This window comes from Streptomyces sp. NBC_00223, assembly GCF_036199905.1.
In the GTDB taxonomy this organism is placed as follows: domain Bacteria; phylum Actinomycetota; class Actinomycetes; order Streptomycetales; family Streptomycetaceae; genus Actinacidiphila.
Genome location: NZ_CP108109.1, coordinates 4,864,943 through 4,887,729, shown reverse-complemented (window position 1 = coordinate 4,887,729; position 22,787 = coordinate 4,864,943). Strand labels below are relative to the sequence as shown.

15 protein-coding genes, 1 rRNA gene and 2 pseudogenes are annotated in these 22,787 nt (G+C 70.7%); 7 read left to right on the top strand and 11 right to left on the bottom strand.

The features are described 5' to 3' along the window. Positions 1-83: 83 nt before the first annotated feature. Positions 84-1,609, bottom strand: a 16S ribosomal RNA gene (locus OHA30_RS20650). Between the two features lie 735 nt (positions 1,610-2,344). Here OHA30_RS20650 and trpS point away from each other — a divergent pair. Then, entirely contained in the window at positions 2,345-3,352 is a 1,008-nt protein-coding gene (gene trpS, locus OHA30_RS20645) for a tryptophan--tRNA ligase (protein WP_328915346.1), read from the top strand. A 61-nt stretch (positions 3,353-3,413) separates the two neighbouring features. Here the strand turns inward: trpS and proC are convergent, their stop codons facing one another. The 3 genes from proC to OHA30_RS20630 form a co-directional block, all read right to left on the bottom strand. Continuing rightward, complete coding sequence (gene proC / locus OHA30_RS20640; protein WP_328915345.1) at positions 3,414-4,226, bottom strand: pyrroline-5-carboxylate reductase; 813 nt, start codon at positions 4,224-4,226, stop codon at positions 3,414-3,416. 143 nt (positions 4,227-4,369) lie between these two features. After that, on the bottom strand, positions 4,370-5,107 hold the full coding sequence (locus OHA30_RS20635) for an ABC transporter permease (protein ID WP_328915344.1): 738 nt from the start codon (positions 5,105-5,107) through the stop codon (positions 4,370-4,372). Beyond that, positions 5,104-5,940 (bottom strand): ABC transporter ATP-binding protein, encoded by an 837-nt coding sequence (locus tag OHA30_RS20630; RefSeq protein ID WP_328915343.1) that lies wholly within the window; start codon positions 5,938-5,940, stop codon positions 5,104-5,106. The genes OHA30_RS20635 and OHA30_RS20630 overlap by 4 nt, the downstream gene beginning before the upstream one ends. A gap of 116 nt (positions 5,941-6,056) precedes the next feature. Here OHA30_RS20630 and OHA30_RS20625 point away from each other — a divergent pair, with 116 nt between their 5' ends. Further along, positions 6,057-6,524, top strand: a complete 468-nt coding sequence (locus tag OHA30_RS20625; protein ID WP_328915342.1) for a hypothetical protein — start codon at positions 6,057-6,059, stop codon at positions 6,522-6,524. Positions 6,525-6,634: 110 nt separating this feature from the next. Here OHA30_RS20625 and dnaE read toward each other — a convergent pair whose 3' ends face one another. Together dnaE and OHA30_RS20615 are read right to left on the bottom strand one after the other, a co-directional pair. Further along, positions 6,635-10,192 (bottom strand): DNA polymerase III subunit alpha, encoded by a 3,558-nt coding sequence (dnaE, locus tag OHA30_RS20620; RefSeq protein WP_328915341.1) that lies wholly within the window; start codon positions 10,190-10,192, stop codon positions 6,635-6,637. A gap of 163 nt (positions 10,193-10,355) precedes the next feature. Next, a pseudogene (locus OHA30_RS20615) lies at positions 10,356-10,700 on the bottom strand (glycosyltransferase family 2 protein); the annotation flags it as partial. 218 nt (positions 10,701-10,918) lie between these two features. On the opposite strand from OHA30_RS20615, the gene OHA30_RS20610 reads away from it, so the two are divergent. Continuing rightward, on the top strand, positions 10,919-11,716 hold the full coding sequence (locus OHA30_RS20610; RefSeq protein WP_328915340.1) for an inositol monophosphatase family protein: 798 nt from the start codon (positions 10,919-10,921) through the stop codon (positions 11,714-11,716). Between the two features lie 241 nt (positions 11,717-11,957). After that, positions 11,958-12,488 carry a Uma2 family endonuclease gene (locus OHA30_RS20605; RefSeq protein ID WP_328917923.1) on the top strand — a complete coding sequence of 177 codons (531 nt, stop codon included), beginning with the start codon at positions 11,958-11,960 and terminating at the stop codon, positions 12,486-12,488. Between the two features lie 19 nt (positions 12,489-12,507). On the opposite strand, the gene ilvD is transcribed toward OHA30_RS20605, so the two are convergent. The 4 genes and pseudogenes from ilvD to OHA30_RS20585 form a co-directional block, all read right to left on the bottom strand. Then, entirely contained in the window at positions 12,508-14,361 is a 1,854-nt protein-coding gene (gene ilvD / locus OHA30_RS20600; protein WP_328915339.1) for a dihydroxy-acid dehydratase, read from the bottom strand. Positions 14,362-14,580: 219 nt separating this feature from the next. After that, on the bottom strand, positions 14,581-15,198 hold the full coding sequence (locus OHA30_RS20595; protein WP_328915338.1) for a TetR/AcrR family transcriptional regulator: 618 nt from the start codon (positions 15,196-15,198) through the stop codon (positions 14,581-14,583). Next, complete coding sequence (locus tag OHA30_RS20590) at positions 15,195-16,058, bottom strand: sugar phosphate isomerase/epimerase family protein (RefSeq protein ID WP_405785521.1); 864 nt, start codon at positions 16,056-16,058, stop codon at positions 15,195-15,197. Before OHA30_RS20590 ends, OHA30_RS20595 begins: the two co-directional genes overlap by 4 nt. A 157-nt stretch (positions 16,059-16,215) precedes the next feature. Beyond that, positions 16,216-17,136, bottom strand: a pseudogene (locus tag OHA30_RS20585) (Ppx/GppA phosphatase family protein); the annotation flags it as partial. Positions 17,137-17,233: 97 nt separating this feature from the next. On the opposite strand from OHA30_RS20585, the gene OHA30_RS20580 reads away from it, so the two are divergent. Further along, positions 17,234-18,028, top strand: a complete 795-nt coding sequence (locus OHA30_RS20580; protein WP_328915337.1) for a hypothetical protein — start codon at positions 17,234-17,236, stop codon at positions 18,026-18,028. Between the two features lie 31 nt (positions 18,029-18,059). On the opposite strand, the gene OHA30_RS20575 is transcribed toward OHA30_RS20580, so the two are convergent. Beyond that, positions 18,060-19,721: a BACON domain-containing protein gene (locus OHA30_RS20575; RefSeq protein ID WP_328915336.1), complete on the bottom strand. Its 1,662-nt coding sequence runs from the start codon at positions 19,719-19,721 to the stop codon at positions 18,060-18,062. 270 nt (positions 19,722-19,991) lie between these two features. On the opposite strand from OHA30_RS20575, the gene radA reads away from it, so the two are divergent. Both radA and disA read left to right on the top strand, forming a co-directional pair. Next, positions 19,992-21,368, top strand: a complete 1,377-nt coding sequence (gene radA, locus OHA30_RS20570) for a DNA repair protein RadA (RefSeq protein ID WP_328915335.1) — start codon at positions 19,992-19,994, stop codon at positions 21,366-21,368. Positions 21,369-21,548: 180 nt separating this feature from the next. Further along, positions 21,549-22,709 carry a DNA integrity scanning diadenylate cyclase DisA gene (gene disA, locus OHA30_RS20565; RefSeq protein WP_405785524.1) on the top strand — a complete coding sequence of 387 codons (1,161 nt, stop codon included), beginning with the start codon at positions 21,549-21,551 and terminating at the stop codon, positions 22,707-22,709. The last annotated feature ends 78 nt before the right edge of the window (positions 22,710-22,787 follow it).

Genomic DNA, 22,787 nt, shown 5'->3' with positions numbered 1-22,787 from the left:
GTTCCACCCATGAGCAACCAGCACCGGACACTCGCCGATGAACTGGCCCTGGACTGCCCTGCGGCAGCCAAGATGCTCCTTAGAAAGGAGGTGATCCAGCCGCACCTTCCGGTACGGCTACCTTGTTACGACTTCGTCCCAATCGCCAGTCCCACCTTCGACGACTCCCTCCCACAAGAGGTTGGGCCACCGGCTTCGGGTGTTACCGACTTTCGTGACGTGACGGGCGGTGTGTACAAGGCCCGGGAACGTATTCACCGCAGCAATGCTGATCTGCGATTACTAGCAACTCCGACTTCATGGGGTCGAGTTGCAGACCCCAATCCGAACTGAGACCGGCTTTTTGAGATTCGCTCCACCTCACGGTATCGCAGCTCATTGTACCGGCCATTGTAGCACGTGTGCAGCCCAAGACATAAGGGGCATGATGACTTGACGTCGTCCCCACCTTCCTCCGAGTTGACCCCGGCGGTCTCCTGTGAGTCCCCATCACCCCGAAAGGCATGCTGGCAACACAGAACAGGGGTTGCGCTCGTTGCGGGACTTAACCCAACATCTCACGACACGAGCTGACGACAGCCATGCACCACCTGTACACCAGCCACAAGGGGGCACCCATCTCTGGATGTTTCTGGTGTATGTCAAGCCTTGGTAAGGTTCTTCGCGTTGCGTCGAATTAAGCCACATGCTCCGCTGCTTGTGCGGGCCCCCGTCAATTCCTTTGAGTTTTAGCCTTGCGGCCGTACTCCCCAGGCGGGGAACTTAATGCGTTAGCTGCGGCACGGACGACGTGGAATGTCGCCCACACCTAGTTCCCAACGTTTACGGCGTGGACTACCAGGGTATCTAATCCTGTTCGCTCCCCACGCTTTCGCTCCTCAGCGTCAGTATCGGCCCAGAGATCCGCCTTCGCCACCGGTGTTCCTCCTGATATCTGCGCATTTCACCGCTACACCAGGAATTCCGATCTCCCCTACCGAACTCTAGCCTGCCCGTATCGAATGCAGACCCGGAGTTAAGCCCCGGGCTTTCACATCCGACGCGACAAGCCGCCTACGAGCTCTTTACGCCCAATAATTCCGGACAACGCTCGCACCCTACGTATTACCGCGGCTGCTGGCACGTAGTTAGCCGGTGCTTCTTCTGCAGGTACCGTCACTTGCGCTTCTTCCCTGCTGAAAGAGGTTTACAACCCGAAGGCCGTCATCCCTCACGCGGCGTCGCTGCATCAGGCTTCCGCCCATTGTGCAATATTCCCCACTGCTGCCTCCCGTAGGAGTCTGGGCCGTGTCTCAGTCCCAGTGTGGCCGGTCGCCCTCTCAGGCCGGCTACCCGTCGTCGCCTTGGTAGGCCATCACCCCACCAACAAGCTGATAGGCCGCGGGCTCATCCTGCACCGCCGAAGCTTTCCACCCACCCCCATGCGAGAGCAGGTCATATCCGGTATTAGACCCCGTTTCCAGGGCTTGTCCCAGAGTGCAGGGCAGATTGCCCACGTGTTACTCACCCGTTCGCCACTGATCCACCCCGAAAGGCTTCACCGTTCGACTTGCATGTGTTAAGCACGCCGCCAGCGTTCGTCCTGAGCCAGGATCAAACTCTCCGTGAATGCTTCCGGGATATCCCGGTCACACACGAAAGAGCGGCACCACAGGGAGGAATAATCCCCGGATGCTCAGCGTCCTCGCTGTGTTTTTTCTTCAAAGGAACCTCATCCCCAGTAAACCAGGGACGGGGTATCAACATATCTGGCGTTGACTTTTGGCACGCTGTTGAGTTCTCAAGGAACGGAAGCTGCCATCAGGACCGTTTCACCGGCCCTTCCGGGCTTTCCCTTCGTTGTGTCTCCGACTCTATCAGACGCTTTCCAGTGCCTGACCCCCAGTCAGCGGGGCTTGTCTTTCCGGCCCTTCGGCCGTTCCGACGAGTGAAACATTAGCCGAACTCCACCGGCCGAACCAAATCGGCCGCTTTCCGTTCCGCATTCCCCATTCCAAAAGCACACACGAGGACGCACACGACGGCACGCCGTCGACGTCCAAGAGATAGCTTGCGGAATGGCTGCCCGGGGACCGACCGGAGTCGGCGCTCACGTCGGACAGCCCGGGGTACGTTACGCACACCGCATGGGCGTGTCAACTCGGCGTCGGCTCTCCCGTTCCCCCGGCGGGCGCGCTACCCTCGCTGCCATGACCACGCATACGCGCAGCACCCAGTGGTGGGCCGCCTAGAGGCGGCCCGGACTGACGTATGCATCCACACGGCCGCCGCCTTCGGCGGCCGTTTGCGTTGTCCCCGGCCGTGGAGCGCGGCGGTCTCCGGCGAGACACAGGAGACAGCAGCGATGAGCAGCAACGCCCGCATCTTGAGCGGTATCAAACCCACCGGGCATCTGACCCTGGGGAACTACCTCGGGGCGCTCCGGCGCTGGGTCGAAGAGGACCAGCACCGGGCGGAGGCGTACTTCTGCGTGGTGGATCTGCACGCGCTCACCGTCGAGCACGACCCCGCGCGGGTTCGCCGGCTGAGTCGGCAGGCGGCGAGTGTGATGCTCGCGGCCGGGCTCGACCCTCAGGTGTGCTCGGTGTTCGTGCAGAGCCATGTGGACGAGCACGCGCGGCTGAGTTACGTGCTGGAGTGCGTGGCGTCCGACGGGGAGATGCGGCGGATGATCCAGTACAAGGAGAAGTCGGCGCGGGCCCAGGCCGCCGGGCAGAGCGTACGGCTGTCGCTGCTGACGTACCCCGTGCTGATGGCGGCGGACATCCTGGCGTACGGCGCCACCGAGGTGCCGGTCGGCGACGACCAGGCCCAGCATGTGGAGCTGACCCGGGATCTGGCCGAGCGGTTCAACCAGCGCTACGGGCACACCTTCGTGATCCCGAGGGCCACCCTTCCCGCGGTGGCCGCGCGGGTGATGGATCTGCAGGACCCCACCACGAAGATGGGCAAGTCGCACGACGCGACCTCCGGGATCATCTATCTGCTCGACGAGCCCGAGGTGATCACGAAGAAGGTGCGGCGGGCGGTGACCGACAGCGAGCCGGGGGTCTCGTACGACCGGCAGGCGCGGCCCGGGGTGGCGAATCTGCTGGAGATCCTGTCCGCCTGTACAGGCAAGGAGCCGGCCGTGCTCGCGGAGTCCTACGACGGGAGCGGTGTGCTCAAGCAGGACACGGCGGAGGCGGTGGTGGAGCTGCTGCGGCCGCTGCGTACCCGGCACGCGGAGATCAGCGCGGACCAGGGATACCTGGACGGGGTGCTGCGGGAGGGGGCGGCGCGGGCCCGGGCCCTCGCCCGGCCGACCGTGGACGCGGCCTACCGGGCGATCGGGCTGCTGCCGCCTGCGTGAGGCGGCCCCCCGGCGGGGGCTGCCCGCCGGGGACTCGCCGAAGGGGCTGCTGCCGGAGGGTCTACTTGCCGGAGGCCAGCTCGCGGCTGCGGTCGCGGGCGGCCTCCAGTGCGGCGATCAGGGCCGCGCGGACGCCGTGGTTCTCCAGTTCGCGGATGGCGCTGATGGTGGTGCCGGCCGGGGAGGTGACGGCCTCGCGCAGCTTGACCGGGTGTTCGCCGCTGTCGCGGAGCATCACGGCGGCGCCGATCGCGGACTGGACGATGAGGTCGTGGGCCTGGGCGCGCGGCAGGCCGAGCAGGATGCCGGCGTCGGTCATGGCCTCGACCAGGTAGTAGAAGTACGCGGGCCCGGAGCCGGACAGCGCGGTGGCGGCGTCCTGCTGCTTCTCGGGCACCCGGAGGGTCTTGCCGACCGGCTGGAAGATCGCCTCCGTGCGCACGAGGTGGGTCTCGTCCGCGTGCTGTCCGGCGGAGATGACGGACATGCCCTCGTCCACCAGGACGGGGGTGTTCGGCATGACCCGGACCACCGCGATGCCGTCGGCGAGGCGGTCTTCGAAGAAGCCGGTCGGGATACCGGCGGCGGCGCTGATGACGAGCCGGTCGGCGCCGAGGTGGGGCGCGAGTTCGTCCAGGAGGGTGCCCATGTCCTGCGGCTTGACCGCGAGGATCAGGGTGTCGGCGCTCTTGGCGGCCTCGGCGTTGGTGACGGCCTCGACGCCGTAGCGGTCGCGCAGTTCGGCGGCGCGTTCCGGGCGGCGGGCGGTGACGAGGAGGTCGGCGGGGGCCCAGCCGGCCCGGATCATGCCGGAGAGCAGGGCCTCGCCGATCTTCCCGGTGCCGAGGACGGCGACTTTCTGCTGCTGGCTCATGGCGGCTCACCTCTTGCGGGACGGAGGGCGTTGGCGGTCATCCTCGCAGGGGCTGGCCGTCCGGCGGTGCCGCGTCCGCCTGCCGATACGGGCGCGCCGGGCCGACGCCGAACGCACCCCCGTACCCCGGGCCGGCCCCCGCCTCAGGCCGTACGGCGCCGCAGGGTCGCGGCTCCCAGGCCCAGCGCGAGCAGCGCGCAGCCCGCGACGACGGCCAGGTCGCGGACGAAGTCGCCGGTCACGCCGGTGTGCCGGACGACCTGGCTCATGCCGTCCACGGCGTACGACATCGGCAGCACGTCGGACAGTCCGCTGAGGACCGGCTGCATCGAGCCGCGCGGGACGAACAGTCCGCAGAGCAGGGTCTGCGGGAGCACCACTGCGGGCATGAACTGCACGGCCTGGAACTCGCTGGCCGCGAAGGCGCTGACGAACAGGCCGAGGGCGATGCCGAGGAAGGCGTCGGCGAGGCAGACCAGGAGCAGCAGCCAGGCGGAGCCCGCGACGTCGAGGCCGAGGACCAGGACGCTCAGACCGGTGGCGAGGGCGGCCTGGGCGATGGCGACGGTCCCGAAGGCGAGGGCGTACCCGGCGAGCAGATCGGCCTTGGCCAGCGGCATGCTGAGCAGGCGTTCCAGGGTGCCCGAGGTGCGTTCGCGCAGGGTGGCGATGGACGTGACCAGGAACATCGTGACGAGCGGGAAGATCCCCAGCAGCGAGGCGCCCGCGGAGTCGAAGGTACGGGGGCTGTCGTCGAACACGTACTTGAGCAGGGTCAGCAGGACGCAGGGGACGACGAGCATCAGGGCGATCGTGCGCGGGTCGTGGCGGAGCTGGCGCAGGACGCGGCGGGCGGTGGCGAGGGTGCGGTCGAGGTTCATCGGGAGGTTCCTTCCTCGGACTGACCGGCCTGACCGGACCGACCGGCTTGTTCGGCCCGTTCGGCCCGTTCCGCCTGTTCCGCCTGTTCTGCCTGGTCCGCCTGGTCCACGAGGTGCAGGAAGGCGTCCTCCACGGTGGCGGCGCCGGTACGGGTGCGCAGGTCGTCGGGGGTGTCGTCGGCGAGGAGGCGTCCGTCGCGCAACAGGAGCAGGCGGTGGCAGCGTTCGGCCTCGTCCATGACGTGGGAGGAGACCAGCAGCGTGGTGCCGCGTTCCTCGGCGAGGCGGTGGAAGAGCTGCCACAGATCGCGGCGCAGCACGGGGTCGAGGCCGACGGTCGGCTCGTCCAGGACGAGGAGTTCGGGCGCGCCGAGCAGGGCGACGGCGAGGGAGACCCGCCCGCGCTGACCGCCGGAGAGCGAGCCGGCGAGCACGTCGGCGTGGGAGACGAGGTCCACGTCGTGCAGGGTCGCGGCGACACTGTCGGCGCGGTCGCGGCGGGGGATGCCGAGTACGGCGGCGTAGTAGTCGAGGTTCTGCCGGGCGGTGAGGTCGCCGTAGACGGAGGGCGACTGGGTGACGTAGCCGACGCGGGGGCGCAGTTCACGGTGGCCCGCGGGCCGGCCGAGGACGTCGAGGGTGCCGCTGACATGGGCCTGCGAGCCGACGACCGCCCGCATGAGGGTGGACTTTCCGCAGCCGCTGGGCCCGAGGAGGCCGGTGATACGGGCTCGGGGGACGGTGAAGGCGAGGTCGTCGAGCACCGTACGGCCGCCGCGTACGACCCGGAGGCCGGCCGCCTCGACCGCGGGCCCGGAGGCATTATTCATCATATGATGAATAAACACCCGCGGGTGGGTACGCGTCAACATCCCGGAGCGAGTGGTGAGGGGCGGGTCAGGGTCATCCCCTATGGCGTTCCGACGGCGGTGGGTGTGACCGTTGCGGTATGAGGCGTTCATCCCGTGAAATCGCTGTTTCCGGCACCGACAAGCGGCAGCTCGCCGTGGCTTCGGCGACCCTCGGACCGTGGCGGCCGGCCGCCGTCGTCGGCGCGCTCGGCGGCGGAGTGTCGCTGGCGCTGCATCTGGTGCACGGCCACTTCGGGCTCGGCATCCTGACCGGCTCGCTGTCCGTGGCCGCGCTGCTCTTCTTCTGCGTGGGCGGCTCGGGCGCCGTCCTCGGCTACAACTCCCGGGGCTCGCGGCGGGATCACCGCATCCGCCGCTGGGCGCGGTCGCACCCCTGGCAGGTGGCGGTGGTGCCGGCCGGGCTGATGTTCTTCACGGACCTGGTGCTGCGGCAGGTGCTGACCAGCCAGGGCTTCTTCAGCACGATCCTGACCGGCCTGTGGCACGCGGCACTGGTCGCGGCGGTCGTGGGTGTGGTCGGGTCGGTGGCGGCGGCCCGGGACTGAGGGGGCCGGCCCGGGCGGGCGGCACGGCTGACCCGTAAAGAGCAGACGCACCCCGCCGGACAGCACGATGTCCCCGCGCCCGGGCGCGGGGACATCGTCGGGTTCTCGGGTCAGACCAGGCCGAGCCAGGACTCCGCGCCGAAGCTGCCCTTGATCTCCGAGGCGATCGTCTCGTGGTTGACCAGGAAGCCCAGCTCGTACACGGTCGTCTTCTGCGGGCCGCGCACTCGTACCCGGACCGGGCTCTCACCGGGGTGCGAGGCCAGGATGCGCTTGAGTTCGGCGACCGCGGGCTGGTTGAGCCTGTGGGACCGCATGAAGAGCTGCACGGGGGGCCGGCCGCCGTGCTCCGCCGAGGAGATGTCCAGTTCGAGCAGTTCCTGACCGGCGATGTTGATCGAGCCGTCGCGGTCGTTGATCCGCCCGGTGACCGCGACCACGCTGTCTTCGAGCAGGGCGTGCTGCACCAGCTGGTACGAGGCCGGGAAGAAGCACACCTCGATCGACGCGTCACGGTCGGAGAGGTAGACGATCGCCCAGGCGTTGCCCTGCTTGGTCATCCGCCGCTCGACCCCGGTGATCAGGCCGGAGAGCTTGACCACGCCCTGGGTCTGGCCCGAGCCGAGCAGCTCCGCGATGGAGGTGTCCCGGTTGCGGGTCAGGATGTGCTCGGCGCCGTCCAGCGGGTGCGCGGAGACATACAGGCCGAGCATCTCCCGTTCGATGGCGAGGAGTTGCTTGCGCGGCCACTCGCCCTCGCCGATGGCGACGTCCAGGCCGAAGCCCGGCGCCGCCGCGTCGCCGCCGCCGTCGAGCGAGCCGAAGAGGTCGTCCTGCCCGTACGCCTCGGCCTTCTTCACCGGGATGATCGCGTCGATCGCGGTGTCGTGGGCGGCGGACAGACCCATCCTGGTGTGGCCGAGGCTGTCGAAGGCGCCGGCCTTGATCAGGGATTCCACGGCACGCTTGTTGAGCGCGTTGATCTCGGACTTCTGCAGGAAGTCGGTGAAGGACGCGTACTTGCCCTTGGACTTGCGGCTCTGGACCATCGACTCGATGACGCTGGTGCCCACGTTCCGGACGGACTTCAGACCGAAGCGCACGTCCTCGCCGACGGCGGTGAAGTCGGCCACCGACTCGTTCACGTCCGGCGGCAGCACCTTGATGCCGAGCTTGCGGGCGTCGGCCAGATAGACGGCCGCCTTGTCCTTGTCGTCGTCCACGGAGGTGAGCAGGGCGGCCATGTACTCGGCGGGGTAGTTCGCCTTGAGGTACGCCGTCCAGTAGGAGACGAGCCCGTAGCCGGCGGTGTGGGACTTGTTGAACGCGTAGCCGGAGAACGGGAGCATGACGTCCCAGAGGGCCTTGATGGCCTCCTCCGAGTAGTTGTTGCCCAGCATGCCGTCGTGGAACTTCTGCCACTGCGCGGCCAGTTCGGCCGGCTTCTTCTTGCCCATCGCGCGGCGCAGCACGTCGGCGCCGCCGAGGGTGTAGCCGGCCAGCTGGCGGGCGATGGCCATGATCTGCTCTTGGTAGACCAGCAGATGGAAGGTCGTACCGAGGATTGGCTCCAGCGGGTCCTTGAGCTCGGGGTGGATCGGCTCGATGGCCTGGCGGCCGTTCTTGCGGTGGGCGTAGTTGGTGTGCGCGTTGGCCGCCATCGGGCCGGGCCGGTAGAGGGCCAGCACCGCGGCGATGTCCTCGAATCGGGTGGGCTCCATCAGCTTCAGCAGCTGCCGCATGGGCCCGCCGTCGAGCTGGAAGACGCCCAGGGTGTCACCGCGGGCCAGCAGCTCGTAGGTCTTGGTGTCGTCCAGCGGAATGGACTCGGTGGTCAGCTCGATGCCGCGGTTGTCCTTGATGACCTTCATCGCGTGGTCGATGATGCCCAGGTTGCGCAGGCCCAGGAAGTCCATCTTGATCATGCCCATGGCTTCGCAACTGGGGTAGTCGAAGCCGGTGATGATCACGCCGTCCTTGTCCCGCCGGTGCAGCGGGATCAGGTCGAGCAGTGGGGTCTTGGACAGGATGACCGCGCAGGCGTGCACGCCGGTGGTGCGGACCAGGCCCTCGATGCCCTTCGCGGTGTCGATGACCTTCTTGACGTCCGGCTCGTTCTCGTACATCTGCCGGACCTCGCCCGCCTCGCCGTAGCGGGGGTGCCCGGAGTCGAAGATGCCGTCGAGCGGGATGCCCTTGCCCATCACGTCGGGCGGCAGCGCCTTGGTGATCCGGTCGCCCATCGAGAAGGGGTAGCCCAGCACCCGGGAGGAGTCCTTGATCGCGGCCTTGGCCTTGATGGTGCCGAAGGTGTTGACCTGGGCGGTGTACTCCTCGCCGTACTTCTCGGTGACGTAGCGGACCATCCGGTCGCGCTGGCGGTCGTCGAAGTCGAGGTCGACGTCGGGGGGGCTGATCCGCTCGGGGTTGAGGAACCGCTCGAAGAGCAGACCGTGCTCCAGCGGGTCCAGCTCGGTGATACGGGTGGCGTAGGCGACCAGCGAGCCGGTCGCCGAGCCGCGGCCGGGGCCGACGGGTACGCCGTTGTCGCGCGCGTACTTGCAGATGTCGGCGACCACGAGGAAGTACGACGAGAAGCCCATCGGACCGATGACCTTCATCTCGATCTCGAAGCGCTCGATCACCTCGTCCGGGAGCGGGGTGCCGTAGCGCCGCTCCAGGCCGATCATGCACTCCTTGCGCAGCCAGGACTCCTGCGTCTCGCCCTCGGGGACGTCGAACTGCGGCATCTGGTCGACGTAGGAGAAGACCTCGTCGTACGGCTGGATACGCTCGGCGATCAGCAGGGTGTTGTCGCAGCCCTCGGGCAGTTCGGAGAAGAGCCGGCGCATCTCGGCGGCGGTCTTGATGTAGTAGCCCGAGCCGTTGAACCGGAAGCGGTTGGGGTCGTCCTTGTTCTTGCCCACGCCGATGCACAGCAGGGTGTCGTGGGCGTCGGACTCGCTCTCGTGCACGTAGTGCGAGTCGTTGGTGACCAGCGGGGGGATGCCGAGCTGCTTGGCGATCCGCATCAGGTTCTCGCGGACGTTGCGCTCCAGGTCCAGGCCGTGGTCCATCAGCTCAAGGAAGTAGTTCTCCTTGCCGAAGATGTCCTGGTACTCGGCGGCGGCCTTCAGGGCCTCGTCGTACTGGTTCAGCCGGAGCCGGGTCTGCACCTCGCCCGAGGGGCAGCCGGTGGTGGCGATGATGCCGCCGGCGTGCTCGGAGATCAGCTCCTTGTCCATGCGGGGCTTGCTGTAGTAGCCCTCGTAGGAGGCGAGCGAGGAGAGCCGGAAGAGGTTGCGCAGCCCGTCGGGGTTCTCGGCCCACATCGTCATGTGGGTGAAGCGGCCGCCGCCGCTGACGTCCTTGCTGCCCTCGCCGTCGTCCCCGACGGCCCGCTGTCCGCCCGGGCCCCAGAAGACGGGCTTCTTGTAGCGCCGCGACTCGGGGGCGAGATACGCCTCGATGCCGATGATCGGTTTGACCGGGGTCTTCTTCGCCACCTGGAAGAACTCGTAGGCGCCGAACATGTTTCCGTGGTCGCTCATCGCGACCGCGGGCATGCCCTCCTCCTCGATCTTCTTGAAGAGGATGGGCAGCTTCTGGGCACCGTCCAGAAGCGAGAACTGGGTGTGATTGTGCAGGTGGACGAAGCTGTCGGACATCCGGACAGGCACCTCCGGGGCTGGTCGCGGGAAGACTCCACCCTAACGCTCCCGGACCTCCGGGGTGCGGCCCGGGAGGACATCGCGCGGCGGTTCGGCGGACGGTGGGGGCATGGCCCCCAGGACGCTTCGGACGGTCCGGGCGTGGTCCGGCCCGCGCGCCTCAGAGGATCGGCGGGCGGCCCAGCCGGGTCATGTGCCACACCGTGCGCCACTTCATCGGCCGACGCGGGCCGCACGGCTTCCGCGCGCCCTCGAAGAAGCCACCCCACCACGCTCTCAGCCCCGTCAGGGACCGCACCCGCGCCATGGCGAGCACGATCCACACGCCGAGATAGACGGGGATCAGCGGCAGCGGCAGTCGGCGGTGGGCCAGCCAGACCCGGTTCCGGGCGGTGAACCGGTAGTGGCCGGCGTGCCGGGCGGGAGAGGTCTTCGGATGCTGGAGGACCAGCTCGGGTTCGTAGCGGATCTTCCATCCGGCGTCGAGCGCGCGCCAGGCGAGATCGTGAGCGGTGTCGCGTTGCCCACCAGCACCACGCGCGCCGCGGGCACGTCCTGCTTCTCCACGGAGGCGAGCAGCGCCTCCAGCTCCCTCGGGCGGTTGCCCATCGTGACGATGACAACTCCGAGGCGCGGTAATGACATGGGGACGAACTCCAGCGGTCGGCGAGGATGCAGATCGTAGTGCCTTGATCGCTTCGGCTCGCCGTTACTGTGCGAGTCATGACCGACGCATACGCGAGCCCTGAGGACGTCGAGGTCGCGACAGCCGCCGCCCAGGCCGGCGCGGAGGTGGTACGCGAGCTGTACGGGCGGCGGCTCACCCGGATCGACAAGGGCGGCGGCGACTTCGCCACCGAGGCCGATGTGGCGGCCGAGAAGGCGATCCTCGGTGTCATCCGCGCCGCGCGGCCCGATGACGCGGTGCTCGGCGAGGAGGGCGGGCAGCGGGGTGCCGCCGACGCCTCACGCCAGTGGTTGGTCGATCCCCTGTGCGGCACGCTCAACTACGCCGTCGGCAACATGCTCGTGGCCGTGAACGTGGCGCTGGCCGGCGGGCCCGCGGCGGTGGCCGACCCCTTCAGCGGCGAGGTCTTCTGCACGGACGGGAAGGCCGCGTGGGTGCGCCGGGACGGGACGGACACACCGCTGGCGCCGACGGCGGCGTCGCGGCTCGTGGACGTCAACCTGGATCCGCCGTTTCCGAGCGCGCCCGCGTTCCGGGCCACGGACCTGCTGGGGCACCCCGCGTTCGTCGAACGGTTCCGGCCGCGCGTCGTGTCCACGACGCTCGCGCTGGCCTGGGTCGCGGCGGGCAAGCGCGCGGCCTACGTCACCGACGGCGACGACTTCTCCCGAAGCGTGCACTTCGCCGCCGGCATCGCCCTGTGCCGGGCGGCGGGCTGCGTGATCACCGGCATCAACGGCGCCCCCATCGGCCCGAACGCCCACGGCATCCTGGCCGCGTCCGACCCCGAAACCCACGCCACCCTGCTCGCGCTCACCCACCCGCACGCCTAGGCCCGCCGTACCTGTGGACGGCGCCGCACCGACTCGGTGTCTGCCGGTAGCCGTCCAGCAGCAGCATCACTCAATAGGGTGATCAGCGGCGCGATACGCCCTGACCCGCGCAGGAGCCCGGTCAGACTCCCGGACCGTGGGAGAAGACGCGACCGCCGAGGCCGTCGATCGGGACGAGCCGCCGCTGTACGCCCAGCCGGACGGCTCCCGGTGGCCCGTGCCGCCGTAGCGGGGCTATCGACTGGCCGACCTGTACCGGCTCGACCTGCCGCCGCATACACAACTGATCGACGGCAGCCTCGTGTTCCCCTGTCCGCAGCAGGTGTTCCACTCCGTCGGCGGGTGTCTTGTCGAGCGCGGGCTGCGCGACGGCCTGCCGGACCACCTGCGCGTGCGTCGGCAGATGTGCGTCGTGATCGACGACCGCAACGTGCCCGAGCCGGACGTGATCGTCGTCAGGGCGGGTTCGGTCCGCGGCCCCGGTCAGACGCTGTACGACGCCGCGAATGTGCTGCTCGCCGTTGAGGTGGTGTCGCCGGAGTCGGAGTCACGTGACCGGGACACCAAGCCGCACAAGTACGCGGCGGCGGGCATCGCGCACTACTGGCGGGTGGAGCGGGCGGACGCCAAGGACCGTCGGCTGGTGGTCTATGTGTACGAGCTGGACCCGGCGAGCAGGGTGTACGCGCTCACCGGGATCCATCGGGGACAGCTCAAGGTCGAGGTGCCGTACCCGATCTCCGTCGATCTGACGGAGATCGATCACCTCTGACGTACACCGTGGAACCGGGTCAGGATTCGAGTTTGGTGATGTCGCGGACCGCGCCGCGGTCCGCGCTCGTGGCCATGGCGGCGTAGGCCCGCAGCGCGGCGGAGACCTTGCGCTCGCGGGCCTTCGGGGCGTAGACGCCGTTCAGGGCCGCGCGGCGGGTGGCCAGTTCCTCGTCGGGGACGAGGAGTTCCATCGTGCGGTTCGGGATGTCGATCCGGATCCGGTCGCCGTCCTCGACCAGGGCGATCGTGCCGCCCGAGGCCGCCTCGGGCGAGGCGTGCCCGATGGAGAGACCCGAGGTCCCGCCGGAGAAGCGGCCGTCGGTGATCAGCGCGCAGGACTTGCCGAGGCCGCGGCCCTTGAGGAACGACGTCGGGTAGAGCATCTCCTGCATGCCCGGCCCGCCGCGCGGCCCCTCGTAGCGGATGACGACGACATCACCGTGGGTGACCTCCTTGCGGAGGATCTTGTCGACGGCCTCCTCCTGGGACTCGCAGACGACCGCCGGGCCCTCGAAGGTCCAGACCGACTCGTCGACGCCCGCGGTCTTCACGACCGCGCCGTCCACCGCGAGGTTGCCGCGGAGCACGGCCAGCCCGCCGTCCTTGGAGTACGCGTGCTCGACGTCGCGGATGCAGCCGCCGGCCGCGTCCGTGTCGAGGGTGTCCCACCGCTCGGACTGCGAGAACGCCTCGGCCGACCGCACGCACCCGGGAGCCGCGTGCCACAGCTCGACGGCCTCCTCGGACGGGGAGCCGCCGCGGACGTCCCAGGTGTCCAGCCACTGCTTGATGGACGGCGAGTGGACGGTGTGCACGTCCTCGTTGAGCAGCCCGCCGCGGTACAGCTCGCCGAGGATCGCGGGGATGCCGCCGGCCCGGTGCACGTCCTCCATGTAGTACGTGCCGCCCGGCGCCACGTTCGGGGCGACCTTGGCCAGGCACGGCACCCGGCGGGAGACCGCGTCCATCTCGGCGAGGCCGTACGGCACCTCGGCCTCCTGGGCTGCGGCCAGCAGGTGCAGGATCGTGTTGGTGGAGCCGCCCATGGAGATGTCCAGGGCCATGGCGTTCTCGAAGGCCGCCTCGGTGGCGATGCTGCGCGGCAGCACGGAGTCGTCGTCCTGCTCGTAGTACCGCTTGGCGAGGTCCACGACGGTGGCGCCGGCCCGCTCGTACAGCGCCCTGCGGGCGGTGTGCGTGGCCAGCACCGAGCCGTTGCCGGGCAGGGCCAGGCCGATCGCCTCGGTGAGGCAGTTCATCGAGTTGGCGGTGAACATGCCGGAACACGAGCCGCAGGTCGGGCAGGCGTTCTCCTCGATCCGGAGGATGTCCTCGTCGGAGACGCTCTCGTTGACCGCGTCGGAGATCGCGTTGATCAGGTCGAGCTTGCGGACCGTGCCGTCGACCAGGGTGGCCCGGCCGGCCTCCATCGGGCCGCCGGAGACGAAGACCGTCGGGATGTTCAGCCGCAGCGCGGCCATCAGCATGCCGGGGGTGATCTTGTCGCAGTTGGAGATGCAGATCAGCGCGTCCGCGCAGTGCGCCTCGACCATGTACTCGACCGAGTCGGCGATCAGGTCGCGGGACGGCAGGGAGTAGAGCATGCCGCCGTGGCCCATCGCGATGCCGTCGTCGACCGCGATCGTGTTGAACTCGCGCGGCACCGCGCCCGCCGCCTTGATCGCCTCGGAGACGATCCGGCCGACCGGCTGGAGGTGGGTGTGTCCGGGTACGAACTCGGTGAAGCTGTTGGCGACCGCGACGATCGGCTTGCCGATGTCCTCGTTCGCGACGCCGGAGGCGCGCATGAGCGCGCGTGCGCCCGCCATGTTGCGGCCGTGGGTGACCGTACGTGACCTCAGCTCGGGCACGGTGTCCACTCCTTGCTTCCCTGGTTCGTACGACGCTGTCCGCGGTGCCGTGCGACGGCTTCCGGGGGCAGTGCGGCTGTGCCGTCGAGGGTACGCCCGTCGCCCAGGATTCGGACCCGTGGTCCGGCATGCGAAACGCTTCCGGCGGGCGGCGGGAACGGCCGTGCGAAGGCCGCACCGACTCGCGACGCCGCCGCCGGCCCGCGCGCACGGCCCCGCTCAGACCCGCGGGTCCGGCGCCGTCAGATAGCGCTGGATCGTCGGCGCGACCATCGCGACCAGCTCCTCCGGCTCAGCGGACGCCAGCGGCTCCACCTTGACGACGTACCTCAGCATCATCATGCCGACCAGCTGCGCGGCGGCCAGCTGCACCCGGATCTCGCGGTCCGGCAGGTCCAGCTCGCCCGCGATCCGCCCCAGCAGCCGCCGGCTGATCAGGCCGCGGAAGACACCGGCCGCGGTCTCGTTGCTGACCGCCGAGCGCATGATGGCCAGCAGCGGCCCGCGCGTGGCCGGGTTCTCCCAGACGCCGAACATGAAGCGGGCCACCCGCTCCCCCATGCCGTCCACCCCTCCGCCGATCGCCTCGGGCGCGGCCAGCGCGGGCGCGAAGGACAGCTCGATCGCGGCGGCGAAGATCTGCTCCTTCGTACCGAAGTAGTGGTGGACCAGGGCGGCGTCCACGCCCGCGGCCCGGCCGATCGAGCGGACCGAGGTCTTGTCGTACCCGCGGGCCGAGAACTCCTCACGGGCCGCGGCGAGGATACGGTCCTTCGTCTCGCCGCTGGGCGGGCCGGACGGCCGGCCCCTGCGGCGGGGCTCCCCGGCAGGGCTCACCGGCCGCCCACCCGCGCGGACGCGCCCAGGTGCAGCCGGGTGAAGGCCAGCGCCTCCGCCAGGTCACCCTCCCGCTCGGCCGCCGACATCGCCCGCCGGGTGTTGACCTCGATCACCACATGCCCGTCGAAGCCGTTCGCGGCCAGCGCCGCCAGCACCTCAGCGCACGGCTGCTTGCCGCGTCCCGGCACCAGGTGCTCGTCCTTCGCGGACCCGCTGCCGTCGGCGAGGTGGACATGGGAGAGCCGGTCGCCCATCCGCCCGACCATGTCGAGCGCGCCGGTACGGGAGGTGGCCGCGTGCGAGAGGTCCACCGTGAAGTGGCGGTAGTCCTCCTTGGTGACGTCCCAGTCGGGGGCGTACGCCAGCATCTCGCGGTCCCGGTAGCGCCACGGGTACATGTTCTCGACCGCGAACCGCACATCCGTCTCGTCGGCCATCCGCCAGAGGCCGCGGACGAAGTCCCTGGCGTAGTTGCGCTGCCACCGGAAGGGCGGGTGGACGACGACCGTGGACGCGCCGAGCCGCTGGGCCGCCGACCGGGCCCGCTGGAGCTTGACCCACGGGTCGGTGGACCACACCCGCTGGGTGATCAGCAGACAGGGCGCGTGGACCGCGAGGATCGGCACCTGGTGGTAGTCGGAGAGCCGCCGCAGCGCCTCCACGTCCTGGCTGACCGGGTCGGTCCACACCATGACCTCGACCCCGTCGTACCCCAGCCGGGCGGCGATCTCGAACGCCGTCGCCGTGGACTCCGGGTAGACCGAGGCGGTGGAAAGCGCGACCTTCGCCCCTGGCACGGTGACGGCACGCCCCGCGCGGGCTTCGTGCGGCTGAGGGCGGTCCACTGGTTCTGCCACGGGAGCTAGCGTACGGCGGCCGCTCGCGCGTACGGCACCGTCATACGCGCCACTGGGCGACCACACTGGCGGGGCCCTCGCGGCCGGGGCGGCCGTTCGAACCCGCCCTGCCGGTGAAACCACCGGCCCCGGGGGACCCGTTCGCCGGGTCGGTGACCATCACGTCGAGCTTGCGCAAAATCACACCCTCCCGCAGCGCCCACGGGCACATCTCCAGCTCCTCGACCCCGAACAGGTCCATCGCGCCCTCCGCGACGAGCGCGCCTGCGAGCAGCTGCGGGGCCCGGCCCTCCGACACGCCCGGCAGCGCGGCGCGCCGCTCCGCGGTCATCTCGGCCAGCCGCGGCACCCACTCCTCCAGGTCGTCGCGCCGCAGCACACGCTGGACGTAGAGGCCGTCCGCGCTGCGCGCCGCGCCGGTGATCCGGGCGAGCTGGCGGAACGTCTTGGAGGTGCCGACCACATGGTCGGGCTTGCCCAGCCGGGTGAACTCGGCGACCGTACGGGCGATCTCGGCCCGCACATGGCGGCGCAGGGCCCGTACCTCGTCGGCCGGGGGCGGGTCGCCGGGCAGCCAGGCGCCGGTCAGCCGGCCCGCGCCCAGCGGCAGCGACACGGCGGCGTCCGGGTACTCGTCCATCCCGAAGCCGACCTCCAGGGAGCCGCCGCCGATGTCCAGGACCAGCAGCCGGCCCGCGGACCAGCCGAACCAGCGGCGTACGGCGAGAAATGTGAGCCTCGACTCGTCCTCGCCGGACAGCACGGTCAGCCGGACGCCGGTCTCGCGCTCGACCCGGGCGAGCACGTCCTCGGCGTTGGGGGCCTCGCGCACGGCGGAGGTGGCGAACGGCAGCACGTCCTCGACGCCCTTGTCCTCGGCCACGCGCACGGCGTCGGCGACCGTACCGACCAGGCGGTCGACGCCGGGGTCGCTGATCGCGCCGTGCTCGTCGAGGAGTTCGGCCAGCCGCAGCTCGGCCTTGTGGGAGTACGCGGGCAGCGGGCGCGCGCCCGGGTGCGCGTCCACCACCAGCAGGTGGACGGTGTTGGAACCCACGTCGAGCACTCCGAGTCGCATGCGCTGACGCTAGCGCGCCGCGGGCCGGGCCGGATACGGCGGTCGACCGGGGCCGCAGTGGCGACCATTCACCGCATTCCGGTCTTACGCTTGGCGCGTGGCGAAGCCGAAGACCCCCAAGGGCAAGAAGAGCGACGAGACCGGGCTGGACTTTGCGCGGGCGTGGGTGGAGTTCGTCGACCCGTCCGACGAGGAACAGGTCTTCCGATGTGATCTGACCTGGCTCACCTCACGCTGGACGTGTGTCTTCGGCAGCGGCTGCCAGGGGATCGTGGCCGGCCGGGCCGACGACGGGTGCTGCTCGCTGGGCGCGCACTTCTCCGATGACGACGACGAGAAGCGGGTCGCCTCGCATGTGGCGAGGCTCACGCCGGAGACCTGGCAGTTCCACGGCATCGGGACCGGGTCCGACGGCTCCTGGGCCGAGGAGAACGAGGACGGCGAGCGGCAGACGCGGGTCGTCGACGGGGCGTGCGTGTTCTCGAACCGGGCCGGGTTCGCCGGCGGGCAGGGGTGCGCGCTGCACGCGCTGGCCCTGCGCGAGGGCCGCGAGCCCCTGGAGACCAAGCCGGACGTGTGCTGGCAGCTGCCGATCCGGCGGACCTTCGACTGGGTGGACCGGCCGGACGAGACGCGGGTGCTGGTCGTGTCGATCGGCGAGTACGACCGGCGGGGGTGGGGGCCCGGGGGCCACGATCTGCACTGGTGGTGCACGTCGGCGCGGTCCGCGCACGGTGCGGGGGAGCCGGTGTACGTCTCCTACCGGGCGGAGCTGACGGAGCTGATGGGCCCCGCGGCCTACGCGGAACTCTCGGCGCTGTGCGCCGCGCGCACAGCCCCGGCGACCCTCCCCCTCGTGGCCCCCCACCCCGCGGACCCCGTCCGGCGGTAACGCCCGCACCTTGGGCCTTCGCCGATCCGGATCATGTGGTGGTCGGCGACGGGGAATCGGTGGGCGGGTCGGTGGGGGGCGCCGACGTGGGGGGTGGGGTGGTGGTCGGGGGCGGGGGCGACGTGGAGGGCGCCGAGGTCGGGGAGGGGGGAGGCGTCGGCACCGACCGGGCGGACGCGCCGCGCAGCCTGACCTCCCCGTCCCCCGGCGAGAAGCCGATCTCCGCCGTCCACTCCCCCACCGGTTCGAGCGACCGGTCCACCACCACCGTGAGAGTGATCGATTCTCCGGGCCGCAGCACCCCGGACCGCGCCGACAGCTCCAGCCAGTACGCCGTGGTGACGGCCGCCCACCGCACCGGCCCCCCTCCCCCGGCCGTCAGCGTCACATAGGTACGCCCGTGCCCCGCCCGCGCGGTGACCGCGAGCCACCCGGCCGCCGAGTGGGCCGACGGCGGCCCGGAGGGCGCGGAGACGCCCACCGAGACGGCGGGCGCGGCCGTCACCGGGGCGGTCGTGCCCAGCTCGCCGGGCGCCCGGGCCGGCGCCGAGGTCGAAGGCCGCGCGCCGCCCTCCTTCTCGTAGGGCACCCCGCCGATCCCGTCGGGCGCCGCCGCGGGCGGTCCGGCACCGGGCGCGTGCCCGTCGGACCCGAGCGGTCCGGCCCGGTACGCCGCCCACAGCGCCAGCACGGGCGCGGCCACGACGGCCGCGACGACCGTCGTCGTGACGGCCCGGTGCCGCAACTTCGCCCGCCGCGCGGCCCGTTCGACCAGGTCCACCGGAAACCCGCGCCGGTCGAACCGCGGTGTCGTGTCCCGCGCCCGCCCGAACCCCGCGTCCATGGCGTACAGCAGCGCCGCGTACGCCGACGACCTCGGCGCCTCGATCAGCGCGAGCACGGCCGTGGCGTCGGAGACCCCGGGCCACGGCCCGGCGGCCACCACCCGCTCGGCCGTGCGCCGGCACAGCCCGCAGTCGTCCACGTGCCGGACGAGTTCGGCGCGCAGCGCCGGGCCGAGCAGCACCCGGGTCTCCCCCGCGAGCCGGGCGATCTCCGGACAGCGCCCGGTGTCGACGACGGCCAGCGCCGTACGGGTGCGCTCGACCTCGCAGGCGGCCCGCGCGAGCCGCTGCCGGGCGGTGTCGGGGTCGAGCCCGAGGACATGCGCGACGTCCTGGGCGGAGAGCTGATGGCGTACGGCCAGTTCCAGCGCCTCGCGCTGCTCGGGCGTGGTGCCGGCCGCCTCCGGCCAGGAGAGCGCGGCGAGTTGGGCGCGGCGCTGCTCGGCGACCTCCGCGGACATCCGCGGCGCGCCCGGCAGTCCGGCCGCGAGCCTCCGCAGACAGGCCCACCGGGCGAGCGCGTAGAGCCAGGGCAGCCGCAGTCCGGAGTCGCGCAGCTTCATCCGCTGCCGCTCGGCGAGCGCGAGCACCTCACCGAGCGCGCCCGCGGCGGCGTCGTGCTCGCAGAGGATGGACAGGCAGTACGTGAACAGGCCGTCGAGATACGGCTCGTAGTGCCCGGGCGGCTGCATGGGCAGCGTGCCCTGCGGTCGCTGACCGCACTCCCGGTCGGGGGACCGGCCGCCGTGGCCCCGCTCCGACTCCCGTTCCGCGCGTGCCCGCCCGGCCGGCGCACGGTGCTTGCGGTGGGCGCCGGGGCTCGGGGCGGGGGTCTCCTGCCTGCTCATCACCGGGCGACGGTAGGCCCGTTACAGGGTCCACTTCAGCACTACTGGCCCCTTTTAATCCTTATGGGTAAGGATCTTCCACGAAAGGGGACAGATCACCCGCTCGTACGAGTGAATACACGCCCGCGCACTCGTCCCCGCTTCCCGTGCGCCCCCTAAGCGCTCCCCCTGAACTTCCCCCTGAAAGCGCGCCCCCGTGAACACCTGCCCGAGACCGTCCCGGCCGGTACCGGCGGCCCGCTGTCGTACCCGCCCGCTAACGTGGCCCGCATGGCTTCCGCCCGTAAACCCGCGTCCAAGGACCGTCCCTCCTACCGCTGCACCGAATGCGGCTGGACCGCGGTCAAGTGGCTCGGCCGGTGCGGCGAGTGCCAGGCGTGGGGCACGGTCGAGGCGTACGGCGGCGCGCCCGCCGTACGGACCACCGCCCCCGGCCGGGTGACCAGCGCCGCCCGTCCCATCGGCCAGGTGGACGGGCGCACGGCCACCGCGCGCAGCACCGGCGTCCCCGAGCTGGACCGGGTGCTCGGCGGCGGCCTCGTGCCCGGCGCGGTGGTGCTGCTCGCGGGCGAGCCCGGCGTCGGCAAGTCCACGCTGCTGCTGGACGTGGCGGCGAAGGCGTCCAGCGAGGGGGGCCCGACGCTGTACGTGACCGCCGAGGAGTCCGCCTCCCAGGTGCGGCTGCGGGCCGACCGGATCGGCGCGGTCGCCGATCACCTCTACCTCGCCGCCGAGACCGATCTGTCCGCGGTCCTCGGGCACCTGGACGACGTGAAGCCGTCCCTGCTCGTGCTGGACTCGGTGCAGACCGTCGCCTCGCCCGAGATCGACGGCGCGCCCGGCGGCATGGCGCAGGTCCGCGAGGTCGCGGGCGCCCTGATCCGCGCCTCCAAGGAGCGCGGGATGTCGACGCTGCTGGTCGGCCACGTGACGAAGGACGGCGCCATCGCCGGGCCCCGGCTGCTGGAGCACCTGGTGGACGTCGTGCTGAGCTTCGAGGGCGACCGGCACGCGCGGCTGCGGCTGATCCGCGGGGTGAAGAACCGCTACGGGGCCACGGACGAGGTCGGCTGCTTCGAACTGCACGACGAGGGCATCACCGGACTCGCCGACCCGTCCGGGCTGTTCCTGACCCGGCGGGACGAGCCGGTGCCGGGCACCTGTCTGACCGTGACACTCGAAGGGCGCCGGCCGCTGGTCGCGGAGGTGCAGGCGCTGACCGTGGACACCCAGATCCCCTCGCCCCGGCGTACGACCTCGGGCCTGGAGACCTCGCGGGTGTCGATGATGCTCGCGGTGCTCGAACAGCGCGGACGTATCAAGTCGATCGGCAAGCAGGACATCTACACGGCGACCGTCGGCGGGGTGAAGCTCACCGAGCCCGCGGCCGACCTCGCGGTGGCGCTGGCGCTGGCCAGCGCGGCGATCGACACCCCGCTGCCGCAGAATCTGGTCGCGATCGGCGAGGTCGGGCTCGCGGGCGAGGTCAGACGCGTCACCGGGGTGCAGCGGCGGCTGTCCGAGGCGCACCGGCTGGGCTTCACCCACGCGCTGGTCCCGCCGGACCCGGGGAAGGTGCCCGCGGGGATGAAGGTGATCGAGGTCGCCGACATCGGGGACGCGCTGCGCACACTGCCCCGACGCTAGCCCGCGCAACCGGTCGGCCGGACCGTACCCGCCCAGGTGAGGACCCCTGCGGGGGCCTCCCGTTCCCGCCCGGCGATCGGAGTCAGCCGCGGGGTTCGGCGGGAAAGACGTAAACTTTGCCCTGGTCTCACCTCTCGCCCAGTGGGCAGTGGGCATCCGTAGCTACCGGAGGATTGCAGAGTGGCAGCCAATGACCGGGCAGGGGGCACCACCCCGGCCCGCAAGGCGGCGGGGGACTCTGCCGGCAGGACCGGCGGGGGCACCGGCGCCGACGGCGGGCTGATGCGCGCCGCGCTGAGCGCCGTCGCGCCCGGCACCTCCCTGCGGGACGGCCTGGAGCGCATCGTCCGCGGCAACACCGGCGGACTCATCGTGCTGGGCATGGACAAGACCGTCGAGTCGCTGTGCACCGGCGGTTTCGTGCTGGACGTGGAGTTCACCGCGACCCGGCTGCGCGAGCTGTGCAAGCTGGACGGCGCGCTGATCCTCGACAAGGACATCACCAAGATCCTGCGGGCCGGGGTCCAGCTCGTGCCGGACCCGACCATCCCGACCGAGGAGACCGGCACCCGGCACCGCACCGCGGACCGGGTCAGCCGGCAGGTCAACTTCCCCGTGGTGTCGGTCAGCCAGTCGATGCGGCTGATCGCGCTGTACGTCGACGGTCAGCGCCGTGTGCTGGAGGACTCCGCCGCGATCCTGTCCCGCGCCAACCAGGCGCTGGCCACACTTGAGCGCTACAAGCTGCGGCTCGACGAGGTGGCGGGCACGCTGTCCGCGCTGGAGATCGAGGACCTGGTCACCGTACGGGACGTCAGCGCGGTCGCCCAGCGGCTGGAGATGGTCCGCCGGATCGCCACGGAGATCGCCGAGTACGTGGTGGAGTTGGGCACCGACGGACGGCTGCTCACGCTTCAGCTGGACGAGCTGATCGCGGGCGTCGAGCCCGAACGCGAGCTGGTCGCCCGGGACTACGTGCCGGAGCCGACGGCCAAGCGCAGCCGTACGGTGCCGGAGGCGCTGGCCGAGCTGGACGCGCTGCCGCAGGGCGATCTGATCGAACTCGTCACGGTGGCAAAGGCGTTGGGCTACACGGGTTCGCCCGAGTCGCTGGACTCCGCGGTGTCGCCGCGTGGTTACCGGCTGCTGGCGAAGGTGCCGAGGCTGCCGAACACGGTGATAGAGCGGTTGGTCGAGCACTTCGGGGGGCTGCAAAAGCTGCTTGCCGCGAGTGTGGACGATCTGCAGACGGTCGACGGGGTCGGGGAGGCGCGAGCCCGCTCCGTGCGAGAGGGGCTCTCGCGGCTGGCCGAGTCCTCCATCCTGGAGCGCTACGTCTAGCCGCTTTTGCGGCAGGCCCGGCAGGTTCACCCCCAGCCCGCCCGGCGATTGAGGGCAGAAAAGCCCGCGCGGCGTTTG

Coding starts and splice junctions, on each gene's coding strand:
- trpS (WP_328915346.1), top strand. CDS start 2,345: ATGAGCAGCAACGCCCGCATCTTGAGCGGTATCAAACCCACCGGGCAT.
- proC (WP_328915345.1), bottom strand. CDS start 4,226: ATGAGCCAGCAGCAGAAAGTCGCCGTCCTCGGCACCGGGAAGATCGGC.
- OHA30_RS20635 (WP_328915344.1), bottom strand. CDS start 5,107: ATGAACCTCGACCGCACCCTCGCCACCGCCCGCCGCGTCCTGCGCCAG.
- OHA30_RS20630 (WP_328915343.1), bottom strand. CDS start 5,940: ATGATGAATAATGCCTCCGGGCCCGCGGTCGAGGCGGCCGGCCTCCGG.
- OHA30_RS20625 (WP_328915342.1), top strand. CDS start 6,057: ATGAGGCGTTCATCCCGTGAAATCGCTGTTTCCGGCACCGACAAGCGG.
- dnaE (WP_328915341.1), bottom strand. CDS start 10,192: ATGTCCGACAGCTTCGTCCACCTGCACAATCACACCCAGTTCTCGCTT.
- OHA30_RS20610 (WP_328915340.1), top strand. CDS start 10,919: ATGACCGACGCATACGCGAGCCCTGAGGACGTCGAGGTCGCGACAGCC.
- OHA30_RS20575 (WP_328915336.1), bottom strand. CDS start 19,721: ATGAGCAGGCAGGAGACCCCCGCCCCGAGCCCCGGCGCCCACCGCAAG.
- radA (WP_328915335.1), top strand. CDS start 19,992: ATGGCTTCCGCCCGTAAACCCGCGTCCAAGGACCGTCCCTCCTACCGC.